Origin of the sequence: Mucilaginibacter dorajii, assembly GCF_024808255.1 — a bacterium.
GTDB classification, from domain to species: Bacteria; Bacteroidota; Bacteroidia; order Sphingobacteriales; family Sphingobacteriaceae; genus Mucilaginibacter; species Mucilaginibacter dorajii.
In genome coordinates, this window is record NZ_JANTYS010000007.1 from 212317 (window position 1) to 224940 (window position 12624).

The 12624-nt window shown below is 43.0% G+C and carries 15 protein-coding genes; 6 read left to right on the plus strand and 9 right to left on the minus strand.

The window, feature by feature from the left end:
- Positions 1-12 precede the first annotated feature (12 nt).
- The gene (locus FHS10_RS11745) at positions 13-2379 is read right to left on the minus strand and encodes an endonuclease MutS2 (protein ID WP_259090720.1); all 2367 of its coding nucleotides are present in this window, start codon (positions 2377-2379) and stop codon (positions 13-15) included.
- On the minus strand, positions 2360-2905 hold the full coding sequence (locus FHS10_RS11750) for a DUF4296 domain-containing protein (RefSeq protein WP_259090722.1): 546 nt from the start codon (positions 2903-2905) through the stop codon (positions 2360-2362). The genes FHS10_RS11745 and FHS10_RS11750 overlap by 20 nt, the downstream gene beginning before the upstream one ends.
- A 44-nt stretch (positions 2906-2949) precedes the next feature.
- Here FHS10_RS11750 and FHS10_RS11755 point away from each other — a divergent pair, with 44 nt between their 5' ends.
- The 4 genes from FHS10_RS11755 to FHS10_RS11770 all read left to right on the plus strand — a co-directional run bounded on the left by FHS10_RS11755 (position 2950) and on the right by FHS10_RS11770 (position 6710).
- The gene (locus tag FHS10_RS11755) at positions 2950-3639 is read left to right on the plus strand and encodes a YggS family pyridoxal phosphate-dependent enzyme (protein WP_259090728.1); all 690 of its coding nucleotides are present in this window, start codon (positions 2950-2952) and stop codon (positions 3637-3639) included.
- Between the two features lie 188 nt (positions 3640-3827).
- Positions 3828-4250 (plus strand): GNAT family N-acetyltransferase, encoded by a 423-nt coding sequence (locus FHS10_RS11760; protein WP_259090971.1) that lies wholly within the window; start codon positions 3828-3830, stop codon positions 4248-4250.
- Between the two features lie 387 nt (positions 4251-4637).
- On the plus strand, positions 4638-5453 hold the full coding sequence (locus FHS10_RS11765) for a PdaC/RsiV family protein (protein WP_259090730.1): 816 nt from the start codon (positions 4638-4640) through the stop codon (positions 5451-5453).
- Positions 5454-6710 (plus strand): aspartate kinase, encoded by a 1257-nt coding sequence (locus FHS10_RS11770; RefSeq protein WP_259090732.1) that lies wholly within the window; start codon positions 5454-5456, stop codon positions 6708-6710.
- Positions 6711-6713: 3 nt separating this feature from the next.
- Here FHS10_RS11770 and FHS10_RS11775 read toward each other — a convergent pair whose 3' ends face one another.
- Both FHS10_RS11775 and FHS10_RS11780 read right to left on the minus strand, forming a co-directional pair.
- Positions 6714-7052, minus strand: a complete 339-nt coding sequence (locus tag FHS10_RS11775) for a hypothetical protein (RefSeq protein WP_259090734.1) — start codon at positions 7050-7052, stop codon at positions 6714-6716.
- Positions 7042-7269, minus strand: a complete 228-nt coding sequence (locus tag FHS10_RS11780) for a hypothetical protein (RefSeq protein WP_259090735.1) — start codon at positions 7267-7269, stop codon at positions 7042-7044. The genes FHS10_RS11775 and FHS10_RS11780 overlap by 11 nt, the downstream gene beginning before the upstream one ends.
- Positions 7270-7372: 103 nt before the next feature.
- On the opposite strand from FHS10_RS11780, the gene FHS10_RS11785 reads away from it, so the two are divergent.
- Together FHS10_RS11785 and FHS10_RS11790 are read left to right on the plus strand one after the other, a co-directional pair.
- Entirely contained in the window at positions 7373-8224 is an 852-nt protein-coding gene (locus FHS10_RS11785; protein WP_259090737.1) for a YitT family protein, read from the plus strand.
- Between the two features lie 5 nt (positions 8225-8229).
- Positions 8230-8658, plus strand: a complete 429-nt coding sequence (locus FHS10_RS11790; protein ID WP_259090739.1) for a VOC family protein — start codon at positions 8230-8232, stop codon at positions 8656-8658.
- On the opposite strand, the gene FHS10_RS11795 is transcribed toward FHS10_RS11790, so the two are convergent.
- From FHS10_RS11795 to FHS10_RS11815, 5 genes are all read right to left on the minus strand, one after another.
- Positions 8659-9432 (minus strand): SGNH/GDSL hydrolase family protein, encoded by a 774-nt coding sequence (locus tag FHS10_RS11795; RefSeq protein ID WP_259090742.1) that lies wholly within the window; start codon positions 9430-9432, stop codon positions 8659-8661.
- A gap of 133 nt (positions 9433-9565) precedes the next feature.
- Complete coding sequence (locus tag FHS10_RS11800; RefSeq protein ID WP_259090744.1) at positions 9566-9949, minus strand: acyl-CoA thioesterase; 384 nt, start codon at positions 9947-9949, stop codon at positions 9566-9568.
- Between the two features lie 143 nt (positions 9950-10092).
- Complete coding sequence (locus tag FHS10_RS11805) at positions 10093-11097, minus strand: beta-ketoacyl-ACP synthase III (protein ID WP_259090746.1); 1005 nt, start codon at positions 11095-11097, stop codon at positions 10093-10095.
- Positions 11098-11309: 212 nt separating this feature from the next.
- On the minus strand, positions 11310-11768 hold the full coding sequence (locus FHS10_RS11810) for a hypothetical protein (RefSeq protein WP_259090748.1): 459 nt from the start codon (positions 11766-11768) through the stop codon (positions 11310-11312).
- Positions 11769-11858: 90 nt separating this feature from the next.
- A complete protein-coding gene (locus FHS10_RS11815; RefSeq protein WP_259090751.1) occupies positions 11859-12470 on the minus strand; it encodes a phosphatase PAP2 family protein in 612 nt (203 codons plus the stop codon).
- Positions 12471-12624 lie beyond the last annotated feature (154 nt).

Consider the following 12624-nt stretch of genomic DNA (forward strand, 5'->3'; position numbering starts at 1 on the left):
AAATATACTAACTTATTTTAAATATACATAAGTTATCCCGTCACCGCCCCTATCGGCATGTTCATCTTCCATACGGTCAACCTGGTCGTATTTTTTAAGGTATTGCCTGATCATTTTCCGCAATATGCCATCGCCTTTACCATGAATAATCTTGAGGTTACCAAAACCCATCATCAGGGCGCGGTCAAACAGTTTTTCGATATTATGCAGGGCATCCTCTGTACGCTGCCCGCGTACATCAATCTCCGGACTAAAACTGGCAAAATCACTGGTGTGTGAGTTCATGGTACGCCTGATCTCTTTAGGCACCGACGACTTGCTTACCTTTTCAACCTTTTTCTTTTTGGCTACGGTACGCAAATCGCCAATGGCAATCACTACATTGTCCCTGATGATCTCAATCACCTGACCTGTAGTTTCTGAGTCAATCAGTTTTACCCAATCGCCGGCTTTTAACCCTTCGTCAACAGCAGCCGGGTTTGGTTTTGGCGCTTCAACTTTAACCGTATTCTTTTTTAGTTCGATGTTTAAGTTTTCGCGCAGGTTACGGGTTTTCTCCTTATCGGCATTGCTGCTTTTAATTTCGGCAATGGTATTTTCAACCAATTTATTGGCGTTCAGGATAATGTTTTTGGCCTGGTCTTTGGCATCCTTAATAAGTACCTTTTTATTTTCGTCCAGGTAACTCTTCAGTTTTTCATTTTCGGCCTGTAGCTCATTAACACGGCGCTGCTGCTTATCAAGCTTTTGTTTGGTTTCAAAAATTTCGCGTTTCTCACGCTCCAGGTCAACCAATAAGGTATCCACCTTTTTTTGTCCTTCGCTGATCTTGTTTTTGGCAAGGTTAAGCACGTTTGCCGGTAAACCAATTTTTTGCGCTATCTCAAACGCGTATGAGCTGCCGGGCTTACCAACTTCCAGGCGGTAAAGCGGCTTCATCTCTACGTTGTTAAACAACATCGACGCGTTTTCGATGCCCTCGGTATTGCTGGCAAATATTTTAAGGTTACTGTAGTGGGTAGTCACCATGCCACGCACTTTTTTATGGTTAAGCGATTCCAGCACTGCCTCGGCAATTGGGCCGCCAAATTGCGGATCGGTACCGGTACCAAATTCATCTATCAGTATCAGCGTTTTACCATTGGCCTGTTCCACAAAATGTTTCATTTTGGATAGGTGGGCGCTATAGGTACTCAAATCGCTTTCTATAGATTGATCGTCGCCAATGTCAACAAACATCTGCTTAAATACGCCAACCACACTGGCTTCGGCAGCAGGGATCAATAAACCAGCCTGCACCATCATTTGCAGCAGGCCAACGGTTTTCATACAAACCGATTTACCGCCGGCATTTGGCCCCGATACTACAATAATGCGGGTGCCCTCATCTATCTGCACATTAAGTGGCACTACTGTTTTTTGTTCCTTTTTAAAATTGAGGAACAGCAGCGGGTGGCGGGCATTAAATAATTTAAGCTTTGGCTCGTTTACCACCTGTGGCATATCGCCCTCAATATCTATGGCAAACAGCGCCTTGGCGCGCACAAAATCTAACTTGGTAAGCAGACTATGGTACGATAATAAAAGCGGCGTATACGGCCTTAATTCGTTTGTTAAAGCGGTAAGGATCTTCACAATCTCGCGGCGACGCTCAAACTCAAGGTCGCGCACACGGTTGTTAAGAGTAAACACTTCCTCGGGTTCCATATAAACGGTTTGGCCCGATGCGGATTCATCATGAATAAAGCCTTTCAGCTTCCGTTTATTTTCGGCAAGCAAGGGGATACATAAACGGCCATCGCGTACGGTGAGCGATCCATCAGCCGTCCAGCCGCTTGATGACGCGTTTTTAAAGATCATATCAATCTTTTTGCGGGCCTCCTGCTCGGCTTTGGCAATACCGGCTGTTATTTCCTGCAAATCGCGCGATGCATTTGGCCTGATCTTGCCCTTAGGATCAATAACAGCATCTATTTTTTTAAGGATGGCCTTTTCAATAGGCAGGTGCTCAAACAAAGCCTCCAGGTTGGGGTATAAGCCTTCGCGCTCACTAAAATAAGCTATAACGGCAAAAACGGTTTGCAGGGAAGCCTGCACCTGGTAAAACTCTTCCTCGCTTAAAAAAACACCTTCAATGCGTGCTTTATTGGCCAGGGACTTTATATCGAAAAAATGGTGAATGGGTAGTGCGGCATCGTTTACCAAAATGTTTTTAAACTCGTTGGCCTGGCTTAAAAACTTGGCTATTAAATCGTAATTGCTCATCACCTGTATCTTATCGACCATTTGCTGGCCCATATCGCTAAGGCAATGTGCTTTTATCAGTTCTTTTACTTCGGTAAACCCAAGCTTATCTACACTATTTAATGGGTACAGCATTAGGTTTTGGTCTATATTTTAATTTTTTAATAGAGTCTATCTTTGCATCCATCGCCTTTTTGGTTTTGGCCTGCTTAACAGAATCGACTTTTTGAGCAGGGGTTTTATGCTTCAAATTCGCTTTTTTTATTGAATCGGTTTTTAACGAATCCTTTTTTAATAACCTGGTGCGCTCTTTGGCCTGTTCGGCATTAAGCGAATCGCTAAGGGCTTTTATCCGTTTATCAACGTTATCATAAATGGCAGTTAGCTTATCGGGCGTATTGGTGTAATATTCCATGCTTTTCCTGAACTGGGCCGAGTCGGTATTAAATTTACGAAAAGCATCCAGGTACTTGCCCATGCCATATTTATACAGGCTATCCGGCGCTTGTGTGCCGTTATATAACGACCCATCAATGAGGTGAATTTGCACTAACAAACCCGTCATTGCCTGGGGCTGGATATATTTACCGGGAACACCGCCGCTTTTACAACCGCACCAAAAAAGCGTAACTGAAAAAAACAAGATTATATATTTATGCATTCTGTAATTTAGCGGCTGAATTAATTAAGCAAATTTAAGGATAAATGAGCATTGCAGATAACATCAAAGGCTTAAAAAAAGAAACGGAGGCCGATAAGGTAATATTGTTGGCCGTATCAAAAACAAAACCAGCCGCCGAGCTGCAGGAAGCCTATGATGCCGGGCAGCGTTTATTTGGCGAAAACCATGTACAGGAACTGGTTGAAAAGTACGAGCAATTGCCTAAAGATATTGAGTGGCACCTGATAGGCCACCTGCAAACCAACAAGGTAAAATACATAGCGCCTTTTGTAAGCATGATACAATCTGTTGATAGCCTGAAGCTTTTACAGGAGATCAACAAACAGGCCTTAAAAGTAAACCGGGTGATTGACTGCCTGCTGCAAATTTACATTGCCGATGAAGAAACCAAGTTTGGCCTTGGCTTTGATGAAGCAATTGAACTGTTACGGTCAGAGGAATTTGCCTTGCTTAAAAACGTACGCATCCGTGGGTTGATGGGTATTGCTACCAATACCGACAACGAAAAGCAGATCAAAGAAGAATATTACGAGCTGAAGACATTTTTTGATGGCATAAAGGTGAGCTATTACCGAAAAGATGATAGTTTTAGCATTTTATCGATGGGCATGTCGTCTGACTATAAGCTGGCCATTGAACAAGGCAGCAACATGGTACGCCTGGGCAGCACCATATTTGGTAAAAGGGTAATTAAACATTGGAAAAATAATTAGGTTGGTTGATTAAGTGAGTGGTTGATTGGGTTGATTAAGTTATCGCAATCAGAATTGACAGAATTTAAGAATTTACAGAATTGGAAGATATTATAAAACAACAAGCCAATCAAAAGCTCCCCCTTCAGGGGGCGGGGGGGGCTGGACCGGGGACTATTCGCGTTGCCACCATTGAAGATTGCCCGCGCATGATGGAGCTGGTGCATGAGCTGGCTTTGTTTGAAAAAGCGCCGGAGCAGGTTACCGTTACTTTACAGGAATTTGAGGATGCCGGTTTTGGCCCCAAGCCCGTTTGGAAGGCGTTTGTGGCCGAAGTTGATGGCCGCATTTTGGGCTTTGCTATTTACTATGTGCGCTACTCTACCTGGAAAGGCTGCCGCATGTACCTGGAAGACTTGGTAGTAACCGAAGAAAGCCGCGGCATGGGCCTGGGCAAGCTTTTATTTGCCAGGCTTTTTGAGGAAGTTAAAGAGCAGGGTTTTAGCGGCATGGTTTGGCAGGTGCTGGATTGGAACGAACCCGCCATCAACTTTTATAAAAAATACAATGCTGAGTTTGATGCGGGATGGATTAACGTATCCGTTTCAAAGGAGCAGATAGAGGGGTTTTGATGAGGGTTATAAAACTATCTCTTTGCGGGTTTTAAAATCTGGAGGACTTTGAACGTGGGAATGAAGTAAACAGGGAGCAGAAGACTCACCCCGACGAGGCTCCGCCCGTCGGCCCTCTCTCCAACTTCGTTGCAAAGAGGGCAAAAAAAACTTTTACACCCTCTTTGCGGCACAGCCGGAGAGAGGGTCGGCCAGCGAAGCGTTGCCGGGGTGAGTCTTCGCCAGCGTTCAAAGCCAATGTTTATGTAAAATTGAATACGTCATTATAAGGTACGAAGCAATCGCACACTTTACAGGGCGGATTTGCACAGTTCGCGATTGCTTCGTTCCTCGCAATGACATGATTTAGATTATTGTTATTTAACAACAAGGGTTTAAACTAATAATATGATGAAAATGAAAAATTGGGGCTGGCTGAATATTATTTGGATAGGTTTTGTTTTTACTTCGTGCAGTTGGAATGCGTCCCCAAAAAAAGACGACGAAACGGTAAAAGATACGCTTACGTATACTTATAAAACCGTTCACGAACGTGCTGTCGATTGCGGTACTAAACCGGATAGCGCCTGTACGGTGCCCACTATCAAATACCCGGTTTTTACCAGCCAGCAAAAGCTGAACGATACGGCAACCCGCAAGCTTACCAGCCTGTTTGCCATGGACGGTAAGGCAGACACCAGCGTTGAGCAAATGAGCAAAAACTTTTTAAAAGCTTATGCCGATGCCAAAAAAAGTGAACCAAGGCCGGGCATGTTTTACCAGCTGAACAGCTACGCCAAAGTATTGATGCAGGATTCAAGCATTACCACGCTTGAAGTTGGCGGTTATACTTATACCGGCGGCGCCCATGGCGCTTCAACAACCACTTTTATTAACTGGAACACCAATGCCAATAAAAGCATCACCCTTGACGATCTTTTTACGGCCGGCTCAGCCGATAAGCTTAAAACCATTGCCGAAGGTATTTTCAGGAAAGAAGAAAAGCTAAGCGATACCGCATCCTTAGCGCGCGACTACTTTTTTAAGGATAACAAATTCGCGCTGAACGATAATTTTTCGGTAACGCCAATCGGACTTAAATTCATTTATAACCAGTACGAAATTAAGCCCTACGCAGCCGGGCAAACCGAGCTGTTTATCCCCTACACACAACTCAAATCATTACTACAGCCCAATTCGGTTGTGGCTAAATTCGCTAAATAAATGCTTGTTTTTAAATTCGGAGGCGCATCGGTTAAGGATGCAGATGGCATCATTAACCTGGCCAGCGTTGTAAATAAATATATCGGTGAGGAATTGCTTATCGTGGTATCGGCCATGGGCAAAACCACTAACGCGCTTGAAAAGCTTACCAAAGCTTATGTAGATCAAGCTGATGATATGCACCATATTTTTGAAGAAATTAAAAAGTATCATTTCGATATACTGCACCAGCTTTTTGAAAACGGGCATCCTGTTTTTGATGATGTAGCTAATGCTTTTGTAGAAATTGACTGGGCCATCGAAGATGAACCACATGACAGCCACGATTTTATTTACGACCAAATCGTATCTATCGGCGAATTAGTATCAACCCGCATTGTATCGGCCTATTTAAACAAAGCCGGCGTAAAAAGCCAATGGCTGGATGTACGCGGCTATATCCATACCGATAACACTTACCGCGAAGGCACCGTGCAATGGGATAAAACCAGGGAAAGCATCAATAAAGACTTGCCCGGTATGTTGGCCAAGAGCATAGTGGTTACCCAGGGATTTTTAGGCGGTACATCTGAAAACTTTACTACAACATTAGGTCGCGAAGGTTCTGACTATACAGCGTCTATATTCGCCGCCTGTTTGGGGGCTGAATCGGTTACTACCTGGAAAGATGTACCGGGGATATTAAACGCCGATCCGAAGTTTTTTTCTGATACGGTTAAGTTTGATGAGCTATCCTACACCGAAGCCATTGAAATGACCTATTACGGCGCGAGCGTGATCCACCCGAAAACTATCAAACCTTTGCAAAACGCGAAGATACCCTTGCTGGTAAAATCATTTACAGATCCTGCCGCGCCGGGTACCATCATCAAGGAAGATGGCATTAATAAGTTTGAAAAGCCGGTGATCATCCTCAAACAAAACCAGGTATTGCTGTCTATATCAGCCAAAGATTATTCTTTTGTTTCTGAGGATCATTTGAGCGATATCTTCGGCCTGTTTGCCAAAAGCCAGGTAAAGGTTAACGTAATGCAAACATCGGCCCTTAGTTTTTCAGTATGCTTTGATTTTTACGAGGAGCGCTTTGAAAAACTGCTTAGCGATCTTAAGCAGGATTTTAAAGTAAAATACAACAGCGGTTTAACGCTGATAACCATCAGGCACTATGGCGACAATTCGTTGAAGGAATTAACCATGGGTAAAACGGCATTATTGGAACAGATTAGCAGGAATACGGCACAGGTGGTGGTGAGGTAATTGTTACTTTGTATTTATAATCCTTAATAAATATTTGAGTTCGGTTTCGCCTATACTTTCCTGTTCACCTTTATCGTATATTTTAAGCAAGTAAAGGGTTTCATCGGTAATATTGGCTAACAAGTGAGTAATTACCCTTGCTCCTCCACTTTTACCTTTTCCTTTACTTGTTATTGATAAACGAATCTTATAACAGCTTTTTCCGATTGGAGTGCCAAGTTTAGGATCGGCCTTTAATTTATTGAGTAAATCGGCAAAATCACTCTTTAAAGATGGATACTTTTTCGCCAATCTCTTCAAGTCCTTTTCGAAGTCAGCAAGGATAATTATGTTAGAGTTCATCGAGTAACTCCTGAGCTGTTTTTAATTTAATTTTTCCTTCCTGATGTAATTTTATGTCGCGAAAAGCTTCTTCAAGCTCCCTCTTTACCTTTTTCCCTGCAGCGGATAATTTAGGCGCTTCATTGTCTATTACTTTTACCTTCCCTCCCAATTTTGAAATTACTTTCAAAATCATCTCAGCATCTTTTTCGGGCAGTTTGACTTCAGCGATTATCATAACTATATTTTTATTAAAGATACAAATTGCAGTAATAATCCCCAATAGCCATATTGGAGTTTAATTTTAGAATCCTTATCCCCTATATTTGGGCATGAAGGTAATGAAGATAGTAAAAGACTCCGTATCCATAGGCCTGGGAATTTTATCGGCCGGTTTTGGCCTTAAAGGCTTCCTGTTATCGAGCCATTTTATTGATGGCGGCGTAACCGGCATCTCGATGCTGGTAGCCGATCTTTCTGTGATCCCCATTTCGGTACTTATTTTTGTAATCAATGTACCTTTCCTCTGGTTGGGCTATAAAAAACTGGGGCTGTATTTTGCCATTAAAAGCACAGCTGCTATTGCATTGCTATCCATTAGCCTGGTGGTGATCCATTTTCCGGATGTAACGCATGATAAGCTGCTTACCGCTGTGTTTGGCGGCGTTTTTATAGGAACAGGCAGCGGTTTGGCCATCCGTGGCGGTGCGGTACTTGATGGTACCGAAGTAGCGGCCGTACTCATCAGCCGTAAAACACAACTCCTAAAAGTAAGCGATTTTATTTTACTGCTCAACGTTTTGATTTTTGGCCTGGCAGCATTTTTCCTGGGGATCGAGCCTGCCATGTATTCTATACTTACCTACATGGCCGCTGCCAAAATGATCGATTTTATATTAAATGGTATTGAGCAATACTCGGGCATAACGGTGGTATCCATGCATAGCGAGGCTATCCGTAAGGCCATCACCGTTACGCTTGGCCGTGGGGTAACCATTTACCAGGGCAAAAGCGGTTACGGCAAGGATGGCCATGTGAACGACCCTCGCGATATTGTTTTTACGGTAGCAACCCGCCTGGAGATCCCCTCACTTAAACAAACCATTTTACGAATAGACCCTAAAGCCTTCATTGTACAGCAAAGCGTGGACGATACCACCGGAGGATTATTAAAACGCAAAGGAATACACTAATGGCAATGAGCAAGATAACCCCATTCCACGTGGCTGTTCCGGTTTATGACCTGGAAGAAGCCCGCAAATTTTACCGCGAAGTTTTAGGCTGCACCGAAGGTCGTAGTGATACCCATTGGACAGATTTTAACCTGTACGGTCACCAGTTTGTGATTCACCTGAAGCCCAAGCCTGCCGAAGAAGCCAAACACCATTTTAACCCGGTAGATGGCCACGACGTACCGGTACCACACTTTGGTGTAGTATTGGAATGGGAAGACTGGGTGGCTTTGGAGGCTAAACTCAAAAGTCACAACATTAAATTTGTGATTGAGCCCTACATCCGCTTTAAAGGGCTACCCGGCGAACAGGCTACCATGTTCTTTTTAGATCCATCGGGCAACGCGCTGGAGTTTAAAGCCTTTAAAGATATTGGGCAGCTTTTTGCGGTTTAATTAAGCCGGGAAACTGTAATTCTTTTTTACCGCTTTAATCCATTCCCTGGCCATCAATTCGTGCCCGGCTGGCATGGGGTGTATACCATCCCAGATCCAGAAATCCGCCGGTGCTTTTTTTAGCGCCGCATTAAAAATGCTTTGTAAGGGCACAAAAACGGCGTTATATTTTTGCGCAAGTTGCTTTACTGTCGCCTGCCTGGGTGCAATTTCGTCCTGCCAGCGTTTCAAATCATTATTTACCTGGCCAACCGGCAATATAAAGGGTTCGCAAAGTACCAGTTTAATATCAGGAAGCGCGGCCCTGGTTTGGCTTAGCAACGCGTCATAATCTGTTTTAAACTGCTCGGTTGTATTGGGGTTAAGGTTATGGATTACATGGTAAACATCATTTACACCAACCAGGATATTCAGGATATCGGGCTTTAAATCTAACGTATCCTTTTGCCAGCGGGCTTGCAGATCCTTTATCGTATGGCCGCTGATACCACGGTTTAAAAACATTATTTGCTGATCGGGATGATCAAACCATAACCTACTGGAAATTAAGTACGGGAAACTTTGCCCCATAATATGGTTCCAGTCCTTATCATATGACCGGCCCCCATCGGTTATCGAATCGCCCTGAAAAAGAATGGTTTTAGCACTGCCCCCATTTTTAAATACTTTTGATAAAGGCGCAGTAAAGGCATATGGAGCCGCAATGGTACCCAACGCGGTTAGGCCAACTTGTTTAATAAAGTCACGTCTTTTGTTTGTTTTATCTATAGCCATATTCACGTTTAATGCGATTGCTAATTTAGTAGCTCATAAACCCTATGTACGGATTGATGAGCTACTAAATTATAAAACATAATTGGCTTTAAATATGCAATATATGACGCTTTATTGGCATTTGGCAGCCGCTTTAAACCACACTAACCGGGTGCTTATGCTCATCAATAGCAACAAAGGTAAATGTGCCGGTGATAGCTTTTTCGCGCACAAAGGAATACATTTCTTCTATAAAGATCTCTACCAATACTTTTAAACTGGTATTACCTATATGAGATACTGTACCTACCAGTTCAATAATAGTCCCGGCGGGGATGGGGCGTTTAAAATCGATCCTGTCTGATGATACCGTTACCATTCTTTTGCGGGTAAAACGGGTAGCGGTTATAAAGGCCACTTCATCCATCATCGCCATGGCCGAACCACCAAAAAGGGTATCGTAATGATTGGTATTATTAGGGAACACGGTTTTAAAAATGCGTGTCTCGGCCGCTTGTTTTCTTTCGTCTGTGGTCATGATGATGTTTTAGGGGAATACTATAAAAATGTCATTGCGAGGTACGAAGCAATCTCGAACTATGCAGAACCGCTCTGTATAGCATGCGATTGCTTCGTACCTCGCAATGACATCATGGGACCTTCACCCAATGGCTGAATGCTTTACACCGTCCTTAATGTGCCCCACTTCAGCAGGGTTGCACCCCATGAAAAGCCGGCGCCAAAGGCGGTAAAGATCACGTTATCGTTGTGCTTAAAGTCGTCTTTAAAATCCCAAAGACAAAGGGGGATAGTCGCGGCTGTGGTGTTACCGTATCTTTCAATATTTACTTTAACACGTTCTTCGGGCAAACCCAAGTTTTCGCCTACGGCATGAATAATACGGTAGTTAGCCTGGTGTGGTATCAGCCAGCTAACATCATCAATGGTCATATTGTTACGCTTTAAAACTTCGGTGCAGGTTTCTGTCATGCCCTTAATGGCGGCTTTAAATACAACCCTTCCCTCCTGGCGAATGTAATGCTGGTTAGCGGTAACCGAATCGACCGTAGCTGGGATTTTTGAACCGCCGCCCGGTACCAACAGATATTCACGGCCGTGGCCGTCGGTTTTAAAAACGCTATCTATGAGGCCAATATCCTCGGTGGTTGGTTCCAACAAAACGGCACCGGCACCATCGCCAAAAAGTATGCAGGTATTGCGGTCTTTATAATTAATGATGGCACTGTTTTGATCGGCACCTACTACCACTACTTTTTTGTAGCGATTACTTTCCACCAAACTGGCACCAAGCGTGTAGGCATATAAAAAACCACTGCAGGCCGCGTTAACATCGGTAGCCCAGGCATTACTTAAACCAAGCTTATCGCAAACAATGCTGGCTGTTGATAAAAGCAGGTGATCTGGTGTTGATGTAGCAATAATTAAACAATCAATTTCTGCAGCGGTAACACCGGTTGTATCCAGCAAATTTTTTACAGCAGCAACGGCCATATCTGAGGTGGCCAGTGATGGGTCGTTTAAAATCCGCCTTTCTTTAATTCCTGTTCTTGAAACTATCCAGTCGCTGTTGGTATCAACCAACTTCTCTAAATCGCTATTATTCAATATATTATCAGGAACAAAACCACCAACCCCCGTTATAACCGCGTTACTTTTTAATCTCATAAATGCACAAAATCTGAAAAAACAGGCAAGTATACGGAAATTGCCTGTTTTTTAACTGTCAGGATACTGTTGTTTCTACAACTAAAGCCCTGAGATGTTTTGAAGATGGCAAGATGTTGACGAGTACAATGCGGTAATGTGCAGATTTCAGATTACAAATGTGCAGATGGCGGATATATCCAAATACACCAAATAACATAAGCAACCTATGGTTAATTAGTTTTTTTTTCTTTGAGCCCCCCTATCGACGATTTCTCATTTGGGAATAAATTCCGTGCAACTATATAAAGTATCCCTATGAATTGAATAGGAATTTCTATAATCAAGGCAGCAATTGCTTTTTCTGATATGCACCAATCATACTTTGCATTTAAAACAATAATTGAATAAGATGCAATTGTGAAAACAGCTGTAAAAACGAGGAAAGTAATTCCAAATTGCTTTTTTAGATTCCTATCCAATTCATTGCCTGATAATGAATCATATATGGCAGGATCGGATCCAGCAATGGCTAAAGCCTGAATTAATTCCAACCTTTTATCACTTTTGGTTTTCTTTATAGCTCTGTCGTCTATTAAATTATCGAGGAAGATATCTTTAAGTTTATCATAAGCTGAATCTTTAAAAGATTTCGAGTCTTTTGCTTCTTCCTTATTCGCAGAATTTTCCATTGCTTGAATGTTGGTTTAGGTTTTTAATAATATTAAAAGCAATATACTAAAATCAATAGAAATACCTCGATAAAAAATATATAACCTCCTCTACTTCTTCAAAAACAACAAAGGCAATGCGCTTGCCGCTCCCAACCCTGCGCCGGCAGCCACATCGGTTGGGTAATGAACCCCAAGGTACATGCGGGAATAAGCGGTAGAGCCTGCCCATAAATATGCCGGCAGTATTACATACCATTTGGGATAAGCCATAGATAAGGCCGTTGCCGTGGCAAATGATGATGAACTATGCCCCGATGGGAATGAATAATTACCCGGGCGATAAACCGGCGTAATATGGATGTTTTGTAAAAATGGCCGGGGACGTTTAACCAGGTGTTTAATAATTTCGGTAAGCCCGGCAGAAATGGCTGTACTGCCCGCAACGTACAACGCGTTTTGCCGCATGGCTTTATCATTGGTAATAATCCCTCCGGCTAAAAGCCCGGCGGGTACACCTACATTACCGTACATAAGGTGGTTACTCACAAACAGGAAAAAGCCGGTTTGCTCTGGCGTGCGGTGATCCTGCAGATCGATCATGATATCATCATCAAACCTGGGGGTACGTAACTGGGCCAACGCTGTACTAACCTGCAACCCTAAAAATACCTGTAAAGTGATGATTACCAGTAAAAATTTTATACGGAGAATTTGTTTCATAGACCGCCCCTGGGTAAATAGATTGCTACGCCCAATATAAATATTTTTTGTACCGAATTGTTTGATTTGATATTAAGCTTGCATTTGGGGTTCAAATGGACGTTCGTCGACACAAACCGATCACTTAACGACACATGCTCTTTCCATATATAGG